The sequence below is a fragment of the Gammaproteobacteria bacterium genome (assembly GCA_029882975.1).
In the GTDB taxonomy this organism is placed as follows: domain Bacteria; phylum Pseudomonadota; class Gammaproteobacteria; order SZUA-152; family SZUA-152; genus JAJDNG01.
The window spans coordinates 101472-125789 of sequence record JAOUJW010000008.1 but is presented as its reverse complement, the minus strand read 5'-3'; the positions used below and the strand labels follow the sequence as shown (position 1 = coordinate 125789).

Annotated in this window: 17 protein-coding genes and 1 pseudogene; 8 read left to right on the top strand and 10 right to left on the bottom strand. The window is 48.5% G+C overall.

From position 1 onward, the window contains the following. Positions 1 to 23: 23 nt before the first annotated feature. Genes OEY58_08165 through gshB form a run of 4 tightly spaced genes read right to left on the bottom strand, consistent with a single transcriptional unit; the run spans position 24 to position 2941 of the window. Positions 24 to 545, bottom strand: a complete 522-nt coding sequence (locus OEY58_08165; protein ID MDH5325420.1) for a Gx transporter family protein — start codon at positions 543 to 545, stop codon at positions 24 to 26. Beyond that, complete coding sequence (locus tag OEY58_08160) at positions 545 to 925, bottom strand: NusG domain II-containing protein (protein MDH5325419.1); 381 nt, start codon at positions 923 to 925, stop codon at positions 545 to 547. The genes OEY58_08165 and OEY58_08160 overlap by 1 nt, the downstream gene beginning before the upstream one ends. An 8-nt stretch (positions 926 to 933) precedes the next feature. Continuing rightward, the gene (locus OEY58_08155) at positions 934 to 1968 is read right to left on the bottom strand and encodes an FAD:protein FMN transferase (protein ID MDH5325418.1); all 1035 of its coding nucleotides are present in this window, start codon (positions 1966 to 1968) and stop codon (positions 934 to 936) included. Between the two features lie 4 nt (positions 1969 to 1972). Next, positions 1973 to 2941, bottom strand: coding sequence for a glutathione synthase (gene gshB, locus OEY58_08150; GenBank protein MDH5325417.1), 969 nt, complete (start codon positions 2939 to 2941; stop codon positions 1973 to 1975). Positions 2942 to 3604: 663 nt separating this feature from the next. On the opposite strand from gshB, the pseudogene pilG reads away from it, so the two are divergent. The 8 genes and pseudogenes from pilG to OEY58_08110 all read left to right on the top strand — a co-directional run bounded on the left by pilG (position 3605) and on the right by OEY58_08110 (position 16734). After that, positions 3605 to 3981: pseudogene (pilG, locus tag OEY58_08145) on the top strand (twitching motility response regulator PilG). 35 nt (positions 3982 to 4016) lie between these two features. Then, positions 4017 to 4379 carry a response regulator gene (locus tag OEY58_08140; protein MDH5325416.1) on the top strand — a complete coding sequence of 121 codons (363 nt, stop codon included), beginning with the start codon at positions 4017 to 4019 and terminating at the stop codon, positions 4377 to 4379. A gap of 20 nt (positions 4380 to 4399) precedes the next feature. Then, positions 4400 to 4948, top strand: a complete 549-nt coding sequence (locus OEY58_08135; GenBank protein ID MDH5325415.1) for a chemotaxis protein CheW — start codon at positions 4400 to 4402, stop codon at positions 4946 to 4948. Between the two features lie 112 nt (positions 4949 to 5060). Continuing rightward, a complete protein-coding gene (locus OEY58_08130) occupies positions 5061 to 7082 on the top strand; it encodes a methyl-accepting chemotaxis protein (GenBank protein MDH5325414.1) in 2022 nt (673 codons plus the stop codon). A 35-nt stretch (positions 7083 to 7117) separates the two neighbouring features. Further along, positions 7118 to 8002: a protein-glutamate O-methyltransferase CheR gene (locus OEY58_08125; protein ID MDH5325413.1), complete on the top strand. Its 885-nt coding sequence runs from the start codon at positions 7118 to 7120 to the stop codon at positions 8000 to 8002. A 9-nt stretch (positions 8003 to 8011) separates the two neighbouring features. After that, entirely contained in the window at positions 8012 to 15259 is a 7248-nt protein-coding gene (locus tag OEY58_08120) for an Hpt domain-containing protein (GenBank protein ID MDH5325412.1), read from the top strand. Between the two features lie 11 nt (positions 15260 to 15270). After that, entirely contained in the window at positions 15271 to 16242 is a 972-nt protein-coding gene (locus OEY58_08115; protein ID MDH5325411.1) for a chemotaxis protein CheB, read from the top strand. Between the two features lie 12 nt (positions 16243 to 16254). Further along, positions 16255 to 16734 (top strand): chemotaxis protein CheW, encoded by a 480-nt coding sequence (locus OEY58_08110; GenBank protein ID MDH5325410.1) that lies wholly within the window; start codon positions 16255 to 16257, stop codon positions 16732 to 16734. Between the two features lie 2 nt (positions 16735 to 16736). Here the strand turns inward: OEY58_08110 and OEY58_08105 are convergent, their stop codons facing one another. The 6 genes from OEY58_08105 to gmk form a co-directional block, all read right to left on the bottom strand. Further along, complete coding sequence (locus OEY58_08105; GenBank protein ID MDH5325409.1) at positions 16737 to 18086, bottom strand: adenosylmethionine--8-amino-7-oxononanoate transaminase; 1350 nt, start codon at positions 18084 to 18086, stop codon at positions 16737 to 16739. 492 nt (positions 18087 to 18578) lie between these two features. Further along, complete coding sequence (recG, locus tag OEY58_08100; protein MDH5325408.1) at positions 18579 to 20714, bottom strand: ATP-dependent DNA helicase RecG; 2136 nt, start codon at positions 20712 to 20714, stop codon at positions 18579 to 18581. A 17-nt stretch (positions 20715 to 20731) separates the two neighbouring features. Further along, a complete protein-coding gene (locus tag OEY58_08095; protein ID MDH5325407.1) occupies positions 20732 to 21118 on the bottom strand; it encodes a RidA family protein in 387 nt (128 codons plus the stop codon). A 48-nt stretch (positions 21119 to 21166) separates the two neighbouring features. Then, positions 21167 to 23308 (bottom strand): bifunctional GTP diphosphokinase/guanosine-3',5'-bis pyrophosphate 3'-pyrophosphohydrolase, encoded by a 2142-nt coding sequence (gene spoT, locus OEY58_08090; protein MDH5325406.1) that lies wholly within the window; start codon positions 23306 to 23308, stop codon positions 21167 to 21169. Positions 23309 to 23367: 59 nt separating this feature from the next. Beyond that, positions 23368 to 23616, bottom strand: a complete 249-nt coding sequence (gene rpoZ, locus OEY58_08085; GenBank protein ID MDH5325405.1) for a DNA-directed RNA polymerase subunit omega — start codon at positions 23614 to 23616, stop codon at positions 23368 to 23370. Between the two features lie 78 nt (positions 23617 to 23694). Then, the gene (gmk, locus tag OEY58_08080; protein MDH5325404.1) at positions 23695 to 24318 is read right to left on the bottom strand and encodes a guanylate kinase; all 624 of its coding nucleotides are present in this window, start codon (positions 24316 to 24318) and stop codon (positions 23695 to 23697) included.

Genomic DNA, 24318 nt, shown 5'->3' with positions numbered 1-24318 from the left:
TCTAAATATTTCAGTTACTTATTTCAAACCTTGCCCAGTTGCCGGACAATTTTCAAGGCGATTAAACCACTTATAATGCCAAATCCCATCGCTGCCGTCATCAAAAACGGCAATAACCCCAGTAAAGCCTGGTGGGGCACAAACAAATAGTAAGCAGCATAAAACTGGCCAATCATATGGGACATGGCGGCCAAAACTCCATAACCAAGGGCACCAATCCGCCAAGTCCCCAGTTTTGCCGCCACCATACTGGCCAAGGTTAATACCGTTACGCTACAAATCGCACCACTAAAACTTAACACGAAGGTAGGCGACAAAAATGTCCCTATCACTATACTCCCCAACAAAACGCGCAGTAAAGAGACCCAAACAGCGGTTCGCCATCCATACAACAACAACGCCACCAGGGTGACTATATTGGCCAATCCGGGCTTGATGCCGGGTATGGGGCTGGGTAAGGCGCTCTCAGCCACATGGATACTGATGGCTAAAGCGGTCAGCCAGGCCACCAGATGGTCTTCTCGGGTACTGTGTAATTGTGCCATTAAAAATTTATGCTGTCGTAGCGGGGATTGGCCCCTAATATCTGCACACTGACCCGGTTGGGTAGGCAGACCGCCAGTTCGCCACTGTACTTTAACCAACCCTGCAAAATACATTGTTTGGCGGTACAAGGGGAATCAATAAAACGAATTTGACCGTCTTTTATCCGCAAGCTGCTCGTTCCGACCGAACCGGGCACCTCAATCAACTGATCACGATTCAAATCAAAAGTTTTCCAGGGCTTGCCGCTGAGCAATACGGTGGCCTGAGAACCGGTTTGGGTCGGCTTTACCGCCATGAAATAGATAAAAGCAAGCCAGACCGCGGCCACCAATATGACTACCGCATCTCCCCGAGTGACTTGTTCCTCGGAACTTAACATTTAACTCATCACAAGGGTAAGCTGTATTCAATGGTCGGTAAGGGCTTCACATCAAAGTGTACTCTGCCCTTTAGCCCCGGTGTCATGTAGACCTTGCCACGATGATCCACCAGAATAACCCCTTTGACACCCATTGCCCGAGCCACTTCATACCACTCTTCCGGACCGGCGACCAATAAGGCCGTTGCCGCGGCATCCGCTTCGGCGGCGCTGTGATGAAACACCGTTACTGACACAGCACCTCGGGCCGGATAGCCGGTGTGCGGGTCAATAATGTGGAAATAGCGAATACCGTCATGCATAAAATAACGCTCATAATCCCCGGAAGTAAACACGCTCTCATCACCCATTACGTCTACCGATGCCAGCATACCACCGCCTCTGGGATTACGTATGCCAATGCGCCAAGGCCGCTCCCCATGACTGCCAATGGCACGCAAATCTCCGCCGGCATTAACAATGGCGTTATTCAATCCTAAGATTTTTAATTGTTCTATGGCCATATCCACGCCATAGCCTTTGGCAAAACCACCGAAATCCAGCACCACCGCACTGTTAGTGCTGGAGATTTCTATACCTTCCAATTTGATATCTTGCATACGGGGGTTTTTTTCCAGCAGAGCTTCGATTTGGTCCGGAGACGGTGGTGCCTCAGGAGTTTGCTTGCCGTCAAAACCCCAGAGTTTAATAAGCTTACCAATGGCGGGATTGAACCGCCCCTCCGATTTTTCTGATAATAGGGTGGCTTTACGTATTAATGGCAACACCGATGGGGCCACACTGAATTTGTCTCCCATAGGTAAAAGTTGATTGATACGCCCCAGCGGTCCGGGTTCCCAAGGGTGCCAGGTGCGATGCATGTAATCAAAATCCTTTGCCAACAGGGCCACCGCTTCGGCGCCCTTTTTTTTGTCGACATTCCATATTTTCACTTCAATCAGCGTTCCAAAGCCAACCAGTTGCTCGTGGTACACGGGTGGTTTGGGCGTACAGGCGTTGAGCCAAACGGCAGCAACAAATATCAATATTATGCGATACTTCAAGTAATTAACCTTTGTGTGGCTGGGATTGTACTGCCTGAGCAATAGCATCTAATAATGTTGAGCTAATATTCAAACCGTAGAGGGCATCCAGCTCTCGAATACAGGTGGGGCTGGTGACATTAATCTCGGTCAAATAATCACCAATGACATCCAACCCTGTGAACATCAGTCCTTTCTGTACCAGGGTGGCTCCAACCTGTTGGCAAATCCATCGATCTCGCCGGCTCAATTCCACACCCTGGGCTCGCCCTCCCGCCGCCAGGTTGCCTCGGGTTTCGCCTTGTGCCGGTATGCGTGCCAAGGCATAGGCTATAGGCTCGCCATTTACCATGAGAATACGTTTGTCGCCTTGAGTGATTTCCGGAATAAATCGTTGGGCCATCACATAACGCGTTTGATTTTGAGTCATGGTTTCCAAAATCACATTGCGATTGGGATCCGCGTGATGCACGCGAAAAATGGATGCCCCCCCCATGCCGTCCAGAGGTTTAATAATGGTATCGCCCTGCTCATCAATAAAGTGGTGCAACTGACTCATGCGGCAACTGACAATAGAAGGCGCTGTGCACTGGGGAAACCAGGCAGTAAACAATTTTTCGTTGGCATCCCGAATAGATGCAGGATTATTAACCACCAATGCACCCTGGTGTTGAGCTAACTCCAGTAAATACGTCGCATAAATATATTGCATATCGAACGGTGGATCTTTGCGCATGAGTACCGCATCCAACTTGGCCACCGGTTCCACCGTTTTTGTTTGCAGTTGAAACCAGTGTTTGTCGTCATCAATGACGCTCACTTGTTGCATCGTCGCCATACAACGACCGTTATCAAGATACAAATCTTCCAGTTCCATGTAATACAATTGCCAGCCTCGGGACTGAGCCTCCAACATCATGGCAAAGGTACTGTCTTTTTGTATCTTGATGCGGCTGATAGGGTCCATCACCACACCCAGTTTAAATACATTCATTAATTAACCACGCTTTCCAATTGTCCCAACCCATATCAACTCGTTCAACTTTTAACCATTCGGTTACATATTAACCAATATTAAAGCACTTATTGGCATCCTGGAGCACAGACCTTGGTATTAAAGTCCTGTGCTTACTTGAGCTACATAAGTGTAATGATTAAAATGCAATCGTGTCGACAGTTTAGCGCCACCAAGATGTAAATAACTATCGTTGCCCTTGAGCGCATTTCCATGTTCCGGCTTTGGTCCCTCAATCACCGAGCTGGCTTCGAATGTGGCTACCGTGCAAAATGTAAAAAAGGGTGTTGATGTCAGCTCCAAGCAGAACGTTTTTCCGCACCCGAAAAATAGGTTAAGTTATTGGTCTCAAAATAAAATCGAAACCAAGGCTATAAAGGAAATAGGCAATACGCCGATACATGAAAAGTAAAATGGCCGTAGTTGTCAGGCAATAACTTAACTATATTTTTATTGTTACGGTTGGATGGGCACAGGGAAGCTATTGATTTCTCTAACCCTGTAGGTTAAAAACGGGATTTAGCAGTACACGATGACATGCTTGAAACTGTTTTGGGTGCGAAATCATTAGCTTATATATACTGATCAGAGGTGCAGTAAGTGGCGGATGCAGCGGAAAAATCTTTGCAGGGAATTAAAGTAATGGTGATTGATGACAGCAAAACCATTCGGCGAACTGCCGAAACTTTGCTAAAAAAAGCAGGATGCGAGGTAATCACCGCTACCGATGGATTCGAAGCGCTGTCAAAAATCACGGACCAGAATCCGGATGTCATATTTATTGACATCATGATGCCTCGCCTTGACGGATATCAAACCTGTGCACTAATCAAAAACAACCAACTATACAAGAATACACCCGTTATTTTATTGACCAGCAAAGACGGCTTATTTGATAGGGCGAGGGGCAGGATTGTTGGTTCCGACCAATATTTGACCAAGCCTTTCACAAAAGATGAGTTGTTGGGCGCCATTTCGGCGCATGTCGGTCAGTAACACCGATAGTTTGTTTAATGTAGCCTAAAGTACGGGCAGTCATACGGGAGAACCAGTAATGGCCAATATTTTGATAGTCGATGATTCACCGACCGAAATTCATGTTTTGAAAACCATGTTGGAAAAAAATGGTTTCGATGTGTGCACTGCCAATAGCGGAGAAGAAGGCATAGAAAAGGCGAAAACTGAAAAACCGGATATGATCCTGATGGATGTGGTTATGCCGGGAATGAACGGCTTTCAGGCTTCCCGTCAGATTTCCAGTGATCCGGAAACCAGTGCTATTCCTATTATTATAGTTAGCACCAAAAACCAGGAAACAGACAAAATGTGGGGCTTGCGCCAAGGCGCCAAAGACTACATTGCCAAACCCGCTAAAGAAAAAGAGTTGATCAGTAAAATCAACGAAATTCTTGGGTGAGATACCGTTAAAGGACCCGTATGGAAACTCTGACGCGAAGTGGTTCTGCAATTGAGTTATTGTATAAAATAGAACAACTTAGCAAACAAGCCGCACGCGGTTTGCCGCAGCGGCTGGACATAAAAGAAGCATGGAGCGGAATCGGGTTTAGGATTGGAAGCGTGAATCTCGTGGCTCCTTTAACTCAAGTGAACGAACTTATTCACTACCCGAAACTGACCCTGGTCCCTGGAACCAAAAAGTGGGTAAAAGGCATAGCCAATATCCGCGGCACCTTGTTACCCATCATGGATTTACAAGGCTTTCTCGGTAAAACCAGCGTCAGTGTCTCAGCTAAAACCCGGGTTATGGTAATCAAACACGGGGATCTGGCGGTAGGCCTGGTAGTTGATGAAGTCCTGGGTTTAACTCATTTTAGTGAAGAAAACCAAGTAACCGCCGTTGCGCAGTTTGATGAATCTTTGCGCAACTTTATCCAGGGAGCTTTTCATCAGGATGGTGTGGAGACTTTAATATTCAGTATGCATGCACTAGCCGGCCATCCGGATTTCTTTAAGGTAGCCGTTTAGGTAAGATACAACGCATATTGTGATACGGTTGTTTAACGCGTTGTTAATGTATTGTTAACAGTTTAGGCTCATTTGTGAGCATTTTGTAACCAAACGGGCAGGAGCCAGGCTTATGATTAGCGAAATTGATTCCAAGGCATCCTTTGATAAAGGATTGCTTACCCTGGTAGTTTTGTTGCTACTCTCATTGGGATTGTTGTTTCTCACGGTAGTAACGATTGCCGAAAACACCAAGAACGATAAAGAGTACATCAGTTTGGCCGGTGAGCAACGCGTACTCTCACAAAGTGTTGTAAAAGATGCGGTAGAGGCGTCTTCAGCCAACGTGGACGCCTTTAAGGCGTTGAAACAGGGCCGCAATACCTTCGATAGAATCCTCTCCAATTTGACTGACGGTAATATTGAAACGGGCTTGCCGCAAACCCCCGCTGAAGTAGAAATGGAGCTGATGGAGGTCCGTAAGACCTGGAAAGAATTTAGAGCTAATGCCGGTACCATCCTGGACGCGGAAGGCACCATCCGTATGCTGAGCGAGTTCGTAGGCGCGGTAAACGAAACCATGCCCACCTTGCTGGCGGTATCGGATGAGGTGGTCAGTATCATGATTGAATCCGGAGCCAATGCCAGTCAGGTATATGTTGCTGCCAGGCAGCTCATGTTGATTCCGCGTATCTCTGTAAACGCCAATAAGGTACTTCAAGGTGGCCAGGGTGCTGCCTCTGCGGCCGACCGCTTCGGCCGTGACGCCGCGCTCTTCGGTCGCGTATTGGACGCCATGCTTAAGGGCAACCGCAAAATGAACATCCGCCGTGTACGCGATCCGGACGCCAGAGACAAACTGGCGGAAGTTAACGAATTATTCGAAACTGTACACGACTTGGTGGGGCGCATCCTGGATCAAACTCCTACCTTGTTTGATGCTCAAAAAGCGTCCAACAACATGGTGAAAAATAGCCAAAAATTCCTTGCCACCACCACCAAACTCATGAACGCATACAGCACCCTGGAGGAACAGCGACCCATTAACGCCTTTGTGGGCACTTTGCTGGGTTTGATCTCATTGGGACTGTTGATCATGCTGGGTGTGAGTCTGGTACGATCTACCAAGGGACGTTTGCGTGAAACCGCTGAATCCAATCGTCGTAATCAGGACGCTATTATGCGACTACTGGATGAAATCGGCGACTTGGCCAGTGGTGACCTGTCGTCCCATGCAACGGTAACCGAAGACATCACCGGTGCTATCGCTGACGCTATTAACTACACCATAGATGCGCTGCGACGACTGGTATTCACCATTAATGAAACCACCGTACAGGTATCATCCGCCGCCCAGGAAACACAGGCAACCGCTATGCATCTGGCCGAGGCGAGTGACCATCAGGCCGAACAGATTACCGCAGCCAGTGCAGCTATCAATGAAATGGCGATCTCCATCGAACACGTATCAGCCAACTCACTGGAATCCTCCAATGTAGCGCATAAATCAGTGGATATCGCGAAGAAAGGGGCACAGGCTGTGCAAGACACCATCAATGGTATGGACAAGATCCGCGAGCAAATCCAGGAAACCTCCAAGCGAATTAAGCGTTTGGGTGAAAGCTCTCAGTTGATCGGTGACATGGTAGAACTTATTAATGACATTGCCGACCAAACCAACATTCTGGCCTTGAACGCGGCAATCCAGGCGGCCATGGCCGGGGAATCCGGTCGAGGTTTCGCGGTGGTAGCGGACGAGGTACAACGACTCGCTGAAAAATCTACTGACGCAACCAAACAAATTGAGGCACTGGTAAAAACCATCCAATCGGATACCAACGAAGCGGTGGCGTCTATGGAACAAAGTACATCCGGTGTAGTCAGTGGAGCGCAGTTGGCCTTACGCGCCGGTGAAGCTTTGGAAGAGATCGAAAACGTATCGGCTCATTTGGCGGATCTGACTCAAAGTATAACGGAATCGGCGCAGCAACAGGCAACAGCCGCTGCCAGTATTTCTGATAGTATGAACGTGATCCAGGAGGTAACCACGCAGACTTCTGCAGGTACCAACGAAACCTCGGCATCTATCGGTAATCTGGCTGAGTTATCCAATGAGCTGAGAAAGTCCGTATCCGGGTTCAAGCTACCTGATTAATACTGAACTCGTGTTACCACGTTGGACAAGAGGTAATGAAATACGCGGTGGAAACCCCAAAGAGGAAAAAAGCTTATCCCTCAAAGTTTCCAGACATGGACGACGAGCAGTATTCCAAGTGGACTGCTTTACTGGAACAACGATTAGGGGTAGTACTACCTGAAAACCGCAAATCATTCCTGGTGACCAACGTAGGGATGAGAATGCGCGAATTGGGTTTCGACAACTATGACCAGTATCTTGAGCATCTCAATACCGGTCACAGAGGCAATGTAGAGTGGAACCAGTTGGTTCATCACTTGACTGTGCATGAAACCCGGTTTTTGCGTAATCAGTCCACAATAAAACTGATATGCGAGAAATTTTTACCACAAGGTAGACAGTTCGCCAACAAACCTCTCACGATTAACGCGTGGAGTGTTGGTTGTGCCACGGGTGAAGAACCCTACACCATGGCAATGGCGATAGACGAGCACATGTCTCGGATCGGTTGCAACTACTATCTGGGTATTATGGCCAGTGACATTAGTCGCAGTGCATTGGCAATCGGTCGCACGGGAATATACTCCGCCTTGCGCGTCAAAGATGTCAGCGACCAGTGGCTCCAAAAATATTTTATCAGGTGTGAGGGCGGTAAGTTTGAAGTCATACCTGAACTAAAACAACGAATATGCTTTAACCAGTTAAATATTCTGGAAATGGATGATATGCCCATTGGACAAATGGATATCATCGTCTGCCAGAATTTACTTATATATTATAACCGGGAGCGCCGCTTGAAGATAATGGATACTTTGGTGAAATATCTGGCGCCTGGAGGCATAATTATCCTGGCGGCAGGAGAAATGCTCAATTGGTCTCACCCCAAAGTGACCCGGTTTCCATTTGCCAATACTCTGGCATATCAGCGTATGGAATAGGTGTACCCCATGAGTACCGCGCAGGAACTGGACTACACAACCCTCAAATGGGTCAAAGACGAAATCGACGAAAGTCTGAAGCAAACCCGCCAGGCTTTGGAAGCCTATGTCGAAAACCCTGAGGACAAAACTCAGATCCGCTTTTGCGCCACATACCTGCACCAAATTTACGGCACTCTGCAAATGGTGGAAATCTATGGTGGAGCGCTGCTGGCAGAAGAAATGGAATTACTGTCCAACGCTTTGCTTAATGGCAAGGTAACCGTTGCGGAAGACGCCTATGAAGTTCTGATGCGTTCTATTTTGCAATTGCCATCGTATCTGGAACATATCGAACAGGGCCACCCTGACCAGCCGGTCATACTCCTGCCCTTGTTGAATGACCTGCGCAGCGCCCGTGATGAACATTTATTGAGTGACAGCGCCTTTTTCTCGCCCAGTCTCGATGTCACACCACCACCGGAACCCATAAAGCCTGATAAGAAAAAAATAAATCTGAATCAATATGGCAAGAAATTACGCACCGTCTATCAGGCTTGCCTGGTCGGTCTCTACCGCAACTCGGATACCAAGGGCAATTTAAAGAAAATCGGTGCCGTGTTGCGCGAAATGTCTGTCCACTCCACGAACGAGAACAGCCGTCGGCTTTGGTGGGTTGCCACCGGCGTGGTTGAAGCGTTGTTGGAAAAGGGGTTGGACCTCAGTAATTCCTTAAAACAGATCATCGGCCAGTTAGACAAGGAAATTAAGCTGCTGATCGATAAAGGCGAAGATGTTTATAAAGACAAGCACGCCGACGATCTGACCAAAAACCTGCTGTATTACATTGCCACTTCCAAGTCCAATGGCAAGAGAGTACGTCAAATCAAACAAGCATTTGATTTGGAAAATGCCTTACCCTCATCGGGTGACGTAAGTGAATCTTTCGAGAGCTTGCGCGGTTCATCCCAGGAGCTGATGCGCTCCGTTTCCGCCGTTATCAAAGAAGACTTACTGCAGATTAAAGATCAACTGGATATTTTTGTTCGCGCAACCCAACGCGATGTGGCTACATTAGAGCCATTAGGCGGACAGATGCGGCGTATTGCCGACACCTTGGCCATGCTGGGACTGGGAGACTTACGCAAAATTGCGCAAGAACAATTATTGACCATTGATGAACTTTGCAGCGGCAATAAGCAGCCCAACGATGTCACCCTCATGGAGATTGCCAGCGCCCTACTGTATATCGAGTCATCCCTGGAAGGCGTGGAGACAAAAACACACGGTGGCTCCGGTAAAACCCTTCCAGCCGGCGAACAAGTACAACTGAACAAATTGGTCATTGCCGAAGCCTCTGAGGTTTTGACCAAAGTGAAGGAGAGCTTTAATACCTTTGCTACCGATTCATCACAAAAAGAGAAAATCGCCGATACCCCGGACCAGCTTGGTCAGGTAAGAGGGGTTATGTCCGTGCTGGCTTTCGATCATGCCGCCAGCTTATTACAAGCAGCCATCCAATATATTCGCAAAGAAATTATTGATACCGATCAAGCCCCGGACCAGAAAGCCCTGGATGCTGTTGCTGACGTTATCACCAGTATCGAATACTACTTAGAAGCAGTAGTGGATTCCCGAAAACACGCGGATTCTTTGTTAAGTGTTGCGGTGAAAAGTCTGACCGAGCTGGGTTACAACCCGGATGAGGCAGCCGTAACCACCAGCACTGATACCGATTTCGGTGAACTGGAAATTGAGCAAGATGTAGCGGAGGAACCGCCTTTGCAGTTGGCGGAGTCCGCCGAGCTGTCTCTTGAGCCGGAACCGGAAACCGTAGAACCGCGCGGTCTGGTTTTGGAAGACACACCTGCGCCCAGCGCAGAGGAAGACAACTTAACTTTAGAGATCAGTAGCTCAGAAGAGTTGTCATTGGAGCCCGATGTGGATGAGGGTATCACCTGGAATACAGATACCGATTCATCGTTGGCCGGGCCGTCCTTTACCTTGGAGGAACCCGGTTTATCGCTGGAAGATACCAATACGGGTATGGAGTGGGCCAGCTTAACCACTGACGAACCCGCAGTGGACGATTCTGCTTTTGAGCTATCGTCCCAGGAAATGGAAGAACCGGTACAAGAAATAGAATTCAATGCAGAAATAGATTTTCAAGACAGTCCCGAAGCCTTGTCTATGGACCTGGATGGCTCCAGCTTATCGAAAAGTGATGATTTGGAGGCTAATCCGGACCGAGAAAGCCTGGATCTTGGAAGTGCGGACAGTTTGGAAAGCCTGGATGAGGATTCACTGCTTCTGGAAATCCCGGAAGACACCGAAGCGATGGACCTGCAGTGGGATATCCCCAACGATTCCATCGAATTACAGGATATCTCCGTAGATGATGCACTGGATTTCTCCGATTCCCTGGAAATTGATGAGCCCATTGCCATCGAACCCATGAAAACGGCTGCAGAAACACCCACGGTTGCTTTGGAAATCACCGAAGAACAAAGCCGGCAACTTCAGATGGCACCAAGTACGCCCGTGGTGGAAGATGACATTGATGAAGAAATTCTGGAAATTTTCATCGAGGAAGCCGACGAAGTCGTGGTTGTTATGCGCATTAACCTGGATAACTGGCGCCAAAACAATGACAGTGACGCCTTGGCCACCTTACGTCGCTCCTACCACACAATCAAAGGTAGCGGCAGGCTCGCCGGCGCTATGGAAATTGGCGAATTCGCCTGGGCTATTGAAAGCATGCTCAATCAGGTCATTGAGGGACAATTGGAACCCAGTCCCGTTATGTTTGAACTATTGGATAACAGCCAAATCGCACTGGACTGTTTGATCTCTAAATTGAAAGGTGAGGTCAACAGTGTTCCCAGCGTTCAAGGTCTGGTGGATACGGCCAATGCCTTAGCAGTAGGTAAACCGGTAGCCGATGTACCACCGTACAGCGCAGACGGCACATCAAAAATTACCGACTCTACGGCAGCGCAAATTGCAGAATTGGAACAGGTCAGTCAGGAAATCGAGTCCGAGCTGAGTGAGGCTGAGCCAGATGAAACTCAGGACAATGTACTACAGGAAATCTTCCGCAAAGAAACCGAGACTCACCTGAAAGCCATCGGCAATTATCTGGATAATTTCAAACCCAGTAAAAAGTCTTTTCAAGACGGAAATTTAATGCGCGCCTTGCACACCCTGCACGGCAGTGCCCGCATGGCGGATGCCAAATACATTGCCAGTTTGGCTGAACGGCTGGACCGTCACTACAATACCCTGTCTGAATCCGGCCAGCCTGCTACCGCACATATGACGGATGTTCTGGAACAGGCGCATGCCATGCTAAGCGACATGGCCGAGCACACGGACGATCCCGAATACAAACCGGAAGGTTACAGTGACCTGATTCACCAGGCCGAAAACATGGCCTTGGATCACGGCGTAAAACCGGATTTTGAAACTGAGAATTTTCTCCAGGAGGAAGATTCCTTTCAAGGGCTTACTCCCCTGGATATCAATGACATACAACCGGAGACAGAAGAAATTCAATTGTCCGACCCCCTTGGTGACTTTGCCATGGAGTCCATTGAACTGCAGGAACCTACCCTGCAGCTGGATTTGGATGACGGTGATCTTTCTCTAAACGATCTTATCGAGTCTTCAACGAATGAAGAGCTGCGAGACAACACCCTGGAGTTGTCCATCGAAACGGTTGCACCCGACGCAACTCAACAATTAGCACGCCCAGGCGAGGACCAGCTATTCAGCATGGATGACCATGTGGATGAAGAGCTGTTGGAGATTTTCCTGGAGGAAGCACAGGACATTTTGGCCAATATTGAGGACAGTTTGTCACGCTGGAGTTCCGACCTCAACAGTGAAGATATTATTGCTGAGTTACAACGCTCCCTGCACACCCTGAAAGGGGGCGCACGGATGGCGGACATCAACCCCTTGGCAGATATTGCCCATGGTATAGAAAGCCTGCTTGAACAAATCATCGAAGGCAACCGTGTTGCCGATGCCGCCTTGGAATCTTTGGTTAGAGATTGTATGGACTGGCTGGCTCAAACTGTCGACAAAATAAAACAACGAGGTTCTTTTTCCACATCCGGTGCACTATTGGCGCGGATCGAAGCGTTTACCCATGGCACAGCCTCAGATGAGGCAATTGGAGTCGATCCCATAGTCGAAGAAAGCGACTCGGGCACCATGGATATCGTCATCGAGGAAGCCAAAACCATTGAGATGAAAGCACCTCAATTTCCCGAAGACGATTTCGGTCCCATCGCACCGGAAAATGAACTACTGAATTTGTTCCTGGAAGAAGCCAACGAAATTCAACAACAGAATGCAGATATTCTGTCGCAACTTCAGGAGAACCCGCAAGAACGGAACCATTTAAGTAAGTTGCACCAGTCCTATGTCCGTCTTGAAGACGGAGCTCACTCTGCCCATTTGCACACCGTGGTTAATTTAGCACAAGCTATTGAGCACGCTTTGATCAGCCTGGATCACAACGGCACCGATTTGCGCTCCATTGATGTACAACTTTTCCGCCGTTGCCACGAGTGGTTGAATTCAGCCTTGGTGCGTTTACGCAATTTTCAGGAGTTGCAACAGCCACAAGCTCTCTTGGATGAATTACAGCAGCTGAGTTCACCACAGGAAGCTATGGATGATTATGGCATAGACTCCGAAGCGATTTCCCTGACGGCGGATGAGGACGAACCCGAAGAAATTACGCTGCAATCCCTTGATGGTTTGGACGACATGGACTTTTCCATATCCGAACCGGTAGCAACACTGGATTTGAGTGACGATGTTTACAGCGATGACGAAATAGACGAGGAATTGGTAGACATCTTCATTGAAGAGGCTGAAGAAATTCAGGAAACCAATGACCGCATTTTGTCGGAATGGGAACAAAACATTGGAAATCGTGAGCTCATATTAGAGTTGCAACGGTCTCTACACACCCTGAAAGGCGGTGCGCGCATGGCCGGCTTGTCTTCCATTGGTGATTTAAGTCACGCCATTGAGTCTTTGCTGGAAGGGGTCACCGAGTCCGGACTTACGCCTACCGCGGATTTTCCCAAGATCATCCATGCCTGCCAGGACTGGTTGAGTAAAGCGATTGAGCAGGTTAAAAAAGGACAAACAACAGGACATGCGGCGCACCTTATCCACCAGTTGGAGAACCTGTTAGCTCAAAAACCCTTAGAGCCGCTAACACAGGAAATAGCCATTGACATCGCTGCGGCTGAACCAGAACCAGAATTGATAATGGAGTCGGAATTGGAACCGATCCCGGATCCTGAGCCGGTGACAGCAAAAACAATGACCTTACCGGCCGTTGACGCGCCTATGGGTGAGCTGATCCAATTACCCGGCCTGGAAAAAGGCCAGTTCGATCCCAATGATCGGCGCCAGGGCTCTCGAAATGTAGAAGAACAAATTCGTGTTCGTGCCGACCTCATCGACAATTTGGTGAACTACGCCGGTGAAGCCAATATCTTTAACTCTCGTATCGGACAACAATTAAACGCTTGGCGCTTCAACCTGGCAGAGCTCAATCAAACGGTCAATCGTCTGGAAGGGCAGTTGCGTAAGTTTGAAATAGAAACCGAAGCTCAAATTATGTATCGCCATGCTGACATTACCACCGAAACGGAAGAGGACGACGAAGATTTCGATCCGCTGGAACTGGACCGTTTCTCATACATGCAACAGCTCTCCCGCGGTATGGTGGAGAGTTTGGGCGATTTGACCAGTATCCAAAATTTACTTGAGAATATTTCCGGTGATACGGACGTATTATTGCTGCAACAATCTCGCATTCACACCGACTTGCAGGAAGGTTTAATGCGAACCCGGTTGACCCCGTTCTCCAGCGTCCTGGCCCGCTTGCGCCGTATTGTTCGGCAAACCTGTCAGGAGACCAATAGAGAAGCCGGTTTAACCGTCACCGGTGCCGAAGGGGAAATGGACCGCACGCAACTCAACCGCATTGTGCCGGCATTGGAACATATATTACGTAACGCCATCGCCCACGGTATTGAAAGCGAAACCGAACGCAAAAAGGCCGGCAAACCGGCTGCGGGTACTATAGAAATTCAATTTTCCCGAGAAGGCTCAGAGGTTGTACTAAAAATCGTTGATGATGGTGCCGGTATGAATATCCAGGCCCTGCGCAATAAAGCAATTGAGCGCGGCCTGATTACGAAAAAGGCCAAACTCAGCGACCAGGAAATTATGGAGTTTATTCTCCAATCCGGGTTCAGTACTGCCACGGAAATCACTCAGATTTCCGGTCGTGGTGTGGGGATGGACGTCGTTAATACGGAAATCAAACAGCTTAACGGCTCCTTACACATTGACTCCAATTACGGCAGCGGCACTACTTTCACCGTTCGGCTGCCACTGACCGTATTGATCAACCAAGCACTGATGGTGACTGCCAACGAATGCAACTACGCCATTCAAATGTCCAATGTGGAACACGTGGTGCGAATTCGAGGCGACGAGCTAAACCGCCTGTTGTCCGGTCAACAGGAGCATTACGACTACGCGGGACAACAATATGAACCCCTGAGCTTGAATCAGATTTTACACAATCTCAAAGCCGATATTTTAGAAAACAAAACCACGTATCCGGTGCTATTGGCACGCAGTGGTGACCATCGTATCGCGATCCATGTGGATCAATTGATCGGTCGCCAGGAAATCGTAATCAAGTCCTTAGGGCCCCAACTTAGTTCGGTTGACAATATCTCCGGCGCTACTATACTGCCCAACGGTGAGATTGCTCTGATTTTGGACATCAGCACCTTGATTCGAAGCAATCTCGCCTTGCAACAAGCTGACGAGCCGGTGGAATTCCTCGAAGCTCCTCAAAAAGTTACCAAACCGGTGGTTATGGTGGTGGACGACTCCATTACCGTGCGCAAAGTCACGCAACGATTGCTGACTCGAAACGATATGGACTCAATCACTGCCAAAGATGGCGTGGACGCGCTGACGGTTCTTATGGAACAAATACCCGATGTTATGTTGTTGGACATTGAAATGCCTAGAATGGACGGTTATGAATTGGCGACTGCGATCCGAAATGACCCACGCCTGAAACATATACCCATTATCATGATTACCTCACGAGCAGGTGATAAACACCGTGATCGTGCCATGTCAATTGGGGTAAACATGTATATGAGTAAACCGTTCCAGGAAACCGACTTGTTAAACAATATTCGAACTCTAATTGATCAGTAATGTTGGATCTCATGCAATCGACGAAAGTGGCCGTATTTGCTTCATCCAACCGGCAAAGACAGCACTTACAAACCCTGCTGGAGAAGTCGGACAAACATATACAAGTCGTACTTAGCGAAGCGGAAAGCGGTACCTTTTTAGAAAAAATCGCCGATACCGATGCCGATGTGGTGTTGATTGACTTCGGTGACGACGATGAGCAAGTGGATGACGTCCTGGATGTGATGATGGACCAATCCGATATACCGGTTTTGTTCAATGACAGCGGCACTGAAGGGGCTACCGGCAGCGATGCTTGGGCTCGGAAACTAGCGGCCAAGTTAGTCGCCATGGCCCATGGTCAAACTATAAGCAATCCTTCAGAGACCCAAGAAACCCCGGTCAATCAGAACCAAGATCTTACTCCCGCCAGTGAGTTGAATGTTTGGGTGCTGGGAGCATCGCTGGGAGGGCCTCAGGCAGTAAGACAATTCTTATCCAGTATTGACGATGATTTACCCGTGGTTTTTATTTTGGCGCAACACATTGGTGCCAACCACATCAACTTACTGGCAGAGCAACTGAACCGTGTCACCGGATTTACCGTCCTACCTGGAAAAAACGGCCACAAATTAAGCCATGGACAGGTTATTCTCACACCGGCGGATAAATTAATCAGTTTTACGTCGGACGGGTATATTGCTTTAAAACCGGCACCCCCTGCCGCCGTTTATTCACCCAGCATTGATTTGGTAATGGCGGAAGTGGCTCGTTGTTTCAAACAAAACGCCGGCACCATCGTCTTTAGCGGCATGGGAGATGATGGCTCCAAAGGCTGTGAAGCAGTGGCCGAACATGGGGGAATCGTATGGGCTCAGGATGTTGCCAGTTGTGTCGTGAGCAGTATGCCGGATAAAGCACGAAAAACCGGTAAAGTGAGCTTAAGTGCCAGACCCGACCAATTGGCTGAAAAATTGTACGAACATTTTAGTATGATTCATTAACCGAGAAGCGCGATGCCTGAAGAGAAAAAACTGGTTGTACGCAGTCAGCTCATCCCCCTGAACAATATGCGACTGGTATTGCCCAACACCGCTATCGCCGAGGTTATTTCCTTGTTGAAACCCCAGCCGGTGGACTCCAGTGTTCCCTGGTTATTAGGTATGGCTTCCTGGCGCGGCCTGCTTATCCCCATCATTTCATTTGAAACGGCCAGCAAAGGCGAGCCGGCTAAAATGGACAAACGCTGCCGTGTCATTGTGCTCAATTCCCTAGGTGCACGAGACACTCTGCCGTTTTACGGGCTTATCGCCCAGGGGATACCACGCTTAATGTCTTTGGATTCCAGCAGCGTGGTGGATTCCCCTGCAGAAGATGTGTTGCCGTTTGCATTGCGCCATGTCAGTTTGGATGGCAATCCAGCTATCATCCCTAACCAAACCGAGCTGGAAACTCAGCTGCTCCAATCCGGCGTACGGGTCACCGAAGAAGTTTGATCTCAGTTTTTGGTAGCGAGATTTATACCCTCCCAGGCTACTTCTACCATTTTCACTAATTGTTTCGGTGTGGCTATGTAAGGTGGCATAAAGTACACCACGTTACCCAAGGGCCTGAGTAACACACCGTGTTCCAAAGCGTAACGATAAACCTGCAAGCCCCGGCGCTCCTGCCAATCATAGGGTTGGCGGCTGCTTTTCTCCGCTACCATTTCCACCGCCGCTATCATTCCGGTCTGACGCACATCGCCAATATGGGGATGGTCAACAAAATCCGCACAAGCCTCTTCCAACACATTGGCGAGCACTCGGTTATTTTCCAAAACATTATCGGATTCAAATATATCCAGGGTTGCCAACGCCGCCGCACAGGCCAGTGCATTTCCCGTGTAGCTATGCGAATGTAAGAAAGCTCGTAAACTGGTGTAATCTGCGTAAAAGGCGTCATACATCTTGTCCGTGGTCAACACCACCGAAAGGGGCAAATAGCCGCCGGTGAGTCCTTTGGATAGACACATAAAATCCGGACTGATATTCGCCTGTTCGCAAGCGAATAGGGTCCCGGTGCGACCAAACCCGACAGCGATTTCGTCGGCGATTAAATGGACATCGTAACGATCACACGCTTGCCTCAATAGGCTTAAATAGATGGAATCATACATGCGCATACTGCCTGCGCACTGGACCAATGGCTCCACTATAACAGCACACACTTCGCCGGCGTGCTGTTGTAGCATGTGCTCCATGTCCTGGAACTTACGTCGACTGTAATCTTCCCAGGACTCACCCGGTTCACAGTAATAACAATCGGGTGATTCCACGGTATAAGTATCAAATAGCAAAGCATCATAGGTTTGCTTATATAAAGCCACATCACCGACGGATAGTGCTCCCAAAGTTTCACCGTGGTAGCTATTGCTCAGTGTGATAAACTTTCGCCGCTGAGTTTGACCCTGGTTTTGCCAATAGTGGAAACTCATTTTCAAAGCCACTTCCACAGCAGAAGAACCATTGTCGGCATAAAAACATCGAGTCAATCCTTCAGGAGTGAGTGCGACCAACCGTTCTGACAGACTGACCACGGATTCATGGGTAAATCCGGCCAGGATGACATGCTCCAACTGATCCATTTGCTGTTTCACAGCGTTATTGATCCGAGGATTGGAATGACCAAACAAGTTAACCCACCAGGAACTGATGGCATCCATATAGCGATTGCCGTCAAAATCACTGAGCCATATACCTTCTCCGTGTTTAATGGGGATTAAAGGTAATGTTTCATGGTCTTTCATTTGAGTACAAGGATGCCATAAGACAGACAAATCCCTACATACAATATCTTTATTACCCATGAGCTTTATGGTAAAGTCCGTTCATACAGCGTTAAAGTATCATATATTCATATAGTTATAGAATGGCCGCGTTCTAGTATAGTTGAGATAAGTGGTTTTTGCTGTAAATATAAAAACTATTGAACCACAAACACTTAAAGGAATGTAAGTAAAACAACAAGGGATGAAAAGGAAATCGACAAGCAGGGAGGAGGTTGTCATGGGCGTACGAGCCTTCAGCGGAAGCTTAAACGGGGAGTTCAAAGCTTTGGTGGGACAAAAAAGCCTCAATAACGCTAAATTTTGAGAATAAAAAAGCGGTCTTGGGGAAAGACCGCTAATAAGCCGCCACTGTATGAGGGAGGAGTACAATGGCGGCCTTCTTACATTTTTAGACCTGCGCTGATTAATAGTCAAGTGACTCAGTAGGAAATAGTACAGTATTCAGCATTAGGGATACATAGACTACACTCCATGTAGGGAATAGCTTACACGCCTGCATCTCAACGATGCTTAAACATTCCCATATTGCAACTGCTCTCCCAGCCAACGTTTGATTAGTTTTTCTACAATTTCCGGTCGCTGCCGATAAATCTCCGCAGCCAGTTGGCTCACTTGGGGCAATAACGCCTGGTCTCTTTGCAAGTCCACAATGCGATATTGCATTATACCGGTTTGGCGGGTTCCCAATACTTCTCCGGGACCCCGCAATTTCAAGTCCACTTGTGCTATTTCAAATCCGTCGTTGCAATCCCGCATGGTCGATAATCGTTTACGTGCATTATTGGACAAGGGCGCTTGGTACATCAACACACAAACACTATGCTGTTGGCCACGGCCGACCCGGCCCCGAAGCTGATGCAATTGGGATAAGCCCAATCGCTCGGCATTCTCAATGACCATCAAAGTAGCGTTAGGAACGTCCACACCCACTTCAATCACCGTGGTGGCAACGAGTAAATCGATCTCACCCTGTTTAAAACCAGCCATCACTTGGGTTTTGTCTTGTTCACTCATGCGCCCATGAATCAATCCAATTCGCAAACCGGAACATTCCTGACTTAACTGGGCAGCCGTGTCCTGGGCCGCCTGACATTGCAGTACGTCCGATTCCTCGATCAAGGTGCATACCCAATAGGTTTGTCGACCACCGGCACAGGCTTTGTACACACGCTCAATCACCTGCTCTCGGCGCTGGTTGGAAATGACCACCGTCTCCACCGCCTGGCGCCCGGGGGGTAGTTCATCAATAACCGAACAATCCAAATCCGCATAGGCGGTCATTGCCAAAGTACGCGGAATAGGGGTAGCCGTCATAATAATCTGGTGTGGGTAGGTATTGTTCCCGGAAGCACCTTTGTTACGTAATGCTAAGCGTTGATGTACTCCGAAACGGTGTTGCTCATCAATAATCACCAGACCAAGAGAATGGAATTGAACGTCTTCCTGAAACAGGGCATGAGTCCCCACAATTACCTGGGCCGTACCCTCTTGGAGATGGGTCAGGGTAAGCGTGCGGGATTTACCTTTGACTTTACCCGAGAGCCAAGCCATGGAGACATTCAGCGGTTGCAACCACTGCTCAAAATTGTCCCAATGCTGACCGGCCAAAATTTCGGTTGGTGCCATAATAACCACTTGATATCCACATTCCACGGCGCGTAATAAAGCCATGGCCGCAACTATCGTTTTGCCACAACCCACATCCCCTTGCACCAGGCGCTGCGCGGGATGATCCTGTTCCAGATCCTGGTTCAATTGAGCAACAACACGCTGCTGTGCTCCAGTCAATTGGAAGGGTAGGTTTTGCAACAGCTGTTTTGCCAAACGATCTTCCGCTCTCAAGGATGGTGCTTTCAGTGTGGTTTGTTTTAAACGCAAATTGCGTAAACTTAGATAGTGCGCTAATAACTCTTCAAAAGCCAAACGCTGTTGGCACGGATGTAGGCCTTGTTCCAACAAGGCGGTATCCGCATCCGGCGGCGGCTTGTGCACATAGGCCAAAGCTTGAGCCAAGGGTGGAAATTTAAACTCGGCCAACCACTGTTGTGGCAGGTAGTCTGAAATAGCAAACCGTAGATGGTCACTGTCGATAATGCACTGGTCCATCAACCCCCGTATTGTGGCCTGACCCAAGCCTTCGGTTACCGGGTATACCGCCGTCATGTATTCCTCGACGCTACTGAGATCCGTCACTTGACGATACTCCGGATGGACCATTTCCAGCCCTTGTTGATAGCGGCGTACTTCGCCGAAACAACGTAAGGACAATCCGTTCGACAGGGCGGCCTGTTGCGATGCTGAAAAGTGAAAAAAGCGCAAGTCGATCTGGCCCGAAGCATCGCGAAGGCGCACCAACCAACTTCGACGACGACCATAGTGGATTTTACTGTGTACCACCTCGCCCTGAACCACGGCTTCCATACCCACGCGTAAAGAGCTGATCGGGACAACCCGGGTGCGGTCTTGATAACGTGATGGCAAATGAAACAGCAGATCCTGAACGCGCACTATACCCAGCTTGGCCAAATTCTGAGCTACGCGGGGTCCCACCCGTTTTAAGGCGGTGACCAAACTGGTTTCGGTAAAACGCTTGGCTTTTAAACTCTTTCCGAAATCCTTTTTTCCTAAATCAGTCTTTGACCCCATTTCAATTGCCACAGGAATTATTCCAGGTGGAGCACGCCATCCATTTCAACCGCTACGCCTTTGGGTAATGCCGCAACACCAATAGCCGCTCGGGCCGGGTAGGGTTGTTGGAAGTATTGCGCCATGATTTCATTTACCAGGGCAAAATGCGCCAGGTCAGTAAGAAAAATATTCAGTTTCACCATATGGTTCAATGAACCCCCGGCTGCTTGGGCTACGGCGGCTAAGTTATCGAACACCCGCTTGATTTGCTCGCTCATATCCCCTTGTACCACTTCCATGGTGTGCGGGTCTAAAGGTATTTGCCCGGATAAATATACGGTAGCCCCCACTTTCACTGCTTGGGAATAAGTCCCAATAGCTTGGGGTGCTTTATCGGTCTGGATAATTTCTTTTTCGGCCATACGGTCTCCTTACATAGCTGAGCAGGTCAAGATTCGACTTAGATCGGTTTATTTGTTTCTGTTTATTTTTAAGACATTATCAATAACGCGCACGTTGCGAATTATATCCGCCAAGTGTTTTCTGCCTTTGACACTGATAGTAAAGTTCATGGAAGAATAGCGCCCGTCCCGCTCTTCAATCGTTACATTTTCGATGTTGGCGGAATGCTCGGCGATAACCGCGGCGATTGTCGCCAGCACCCCCTTGCGATTGGCGGTGTCCACGCGCACATCCACTGGGAATACCCCTTCGACGTCAGGCTCCCATAACACATCCACCCACTTATCCGGTCGATTCTTGTAGTCTTTGATATTCTTACAGCCTTGGACGTGAATAACGATGCCGCGACCGGCACTGATGAAACCTAAAATAGGATCTCCCGGTATGGGTTTGCAGCATTTGGCATAGGTGACCACGGTTCCTTCCGTACCCCTTATTGCCAGCGGTTTTTCATCACCACGACGACGCCAAGGAGTATAGCGATCAAGCACGTTGCGCAGGGTAGATCGGGAACCGTCTTCCTCGGCCAATTGCCGTGCAACCAACATAGCCACGCGGTTCCCCAGGCTGATTTGCTCCAGCAAGTCGTTAAGACTTTTAAGTTTATACTTCTCCAGCATGGTTTGAATCCGTATTTGGGGAATCGTCTCCAAAGAGCTGGAATAGGAAACCAGTGCTTTTTCCAGCATACGGCGCCCCAATTCCACCGCTTCTTCACGTTTAAGCTGTTTTAAAAAGCTGCGAATGTTGGATCTGGCCTTGGCTGAGACCACAAAATCCAGCCATAAGGGGTTCGGGCGTGCACCGGGAGCGGAAATTATTTCCACGGTTTGTCCGTTCAATAATTCTGTACGCAAAGGCGCTAACCGCCGATCGATTTTTCCGGCCACGCAGGAGTTACCCAAATCACTGTGGACCGCATAGGCGAAATCCACAATGGTGGAACCCCGAGGCAGAGTCATGATGTCTCCCTGTGGCGTGAATACATAAACCTCATCCGGGAACAGATCAATTTTTACATTTTCCAGAAATTCCTGAGAGTTACCCGCATTTTGCTGCATTTCCAGTAAGGTTCGCACCCATTTTTGCGCCGGGCTGTGACCCGTGGCTTGCGATTCACCGGATTTATAGAGCCAATGAGCCGCCACACCCACATTAGCCACTTTATCCATGTCTTCGGTACGAATCTGCACCTCGATGTGAACACCGTAGGGTCCAAACAAAACCGTATGTATGGATTGGTAACCATTGGTTTTGGGAATAGCAATATAGTCTTTAAACTTACCCGGTACCGGTTTGTACAGGTTGTGTACCATGCCCAAAACCCGATAACAGGTGTCGGGACGATCAACAATAATCCGAAAGGCGTAAACATCAAACACTTCTGCGAAGGTTAAATGTTTGCTGCGCATTTTCTCGTAAATACTGTATAAGTGCTTTTCACGACCGTACACCGGTACATCAATATTCTCATGATGCAGGCGCTCTTTGATGGTATTGCGAATTTTTTCCAGAACCTCCTTACGATGCCCCCGGGCTTTTTTCACCGCATTATCCAAAATACGATAGCGTAAAGGATATAAGGATTTAAATCCCAGATCTTCCAACTCCAGACGGAGCGTATTCATACCCAAGCGATGCGCTATGGGCACATATATTTCCAAGGTTTCGTGGGAAATGCGGCGGCGTTTATCGGCTCGCATAACCCCCAGGGTACGCATATTGTGCAAGCGATCCGCCAGCTTTATTAGAATGACGCGGATATCCTGCGCCATAGCCAGCATCATTTTTCGGAAATTCTCCGCCTGTGCTTCTGCCTTACTTTCGAACTTAACCTGGGTCAGCTTGCTGACGCCATCCACCAAATCGGCCACTTCCTGGTTAAACTCGTTGGCCAGTTGGTCTTTGGCGGTGGGAGTATCCTCGATAACGTCATGGAGCAGGGCAGCGATAATGCTATTCGTATCCATGCGCATTTCCGCAAGAATACGTGCCACTGCGAGAGGGTGGTAGATGTAGGGTTCGCCACTGAGACGCTTTTGACCCTCGTGAGCCTCAGCACTGAAAACATAGGCCCGATAGACCTCTTTTACCTGATCAGCCTCTATGTATGTATCTAATAAACTACATAAATCACTGATTAGAAACACGGGACCTCGTCAAGCTTGCAGCGCCGTGGAATGTGTCACGCCACATTCCGCAGCAAAGATTATTCCATGGCTGCCGGTAAATCGTCCTCAGAATCGGTGTTTTGCGCATTCACTTTATTAATGAATTCATAAGTGATCCGACCTTCCGCTATTTCGCGCAAAGCCACTACTGTGGGTTTGTCATTTTCAATGGGAACCAGCGCATCCTTACCGCGGGAAATCTGGCGCGCTCGCTTGCTGGCCAGCAATACCAGCTCAAAACGGTTATCTACAAAATCCAAACAATCTTCTACGGTAATTCGTGCCATATAAAGAACCTCAAGGTGAATGCAAACCGGCGGGTTATTCTACCCAAAACACGGGTTTATTACTATAAACTGCTTTGATTAGTTTAACAGGTTTTGGATTAATTGCCCCTGTTTCAAACGCTGCTTTTCGGTCAACAGACGATGTGACAAAACGATGGACCGCAGCTCTTCCAAAGCCTGGTTAAAATGATCATTGATTACCACATAGTCAAATTCACCAAAATGAGACATTTCGCTCACCGCCTCGTCCATTCGTTGTTGTATGACCTCAGCACTGTCCTGGCCTCGCTCCTGCAACCGGGAACGTAGCGCATCTTGGCTGGGTGGTAAAATAAAAACACCCACGGTATCGGGGAAAATTTGGCTGACTTGACGCGCCCCTTGCCAATCAATCTCTAAAATCACGTCCGTTCCCTGTTGCAGCATGTCCTCCACAACCCGGCGGGAGGTACCGTAATAATTGCTGAAAACTTTGGCGTGTTCCAGAAATTCATCATTTTGCTGCATTTGAAGGAAGGCCATTTCATTTACAAAATGATAGTGCACACCGTTTTGTTCTCCGGGGCGCTGGGAACGCGTGGTATGGGATACGGAAACTTTTATCCCCGCTGTTGTTTCTAACAAAGATTTCACCAAACTGGTTTTACCGGCGCCGGACGGCGCTGAAAATACATAGAGCGATCCTGCCACTGTTTGCTGCAT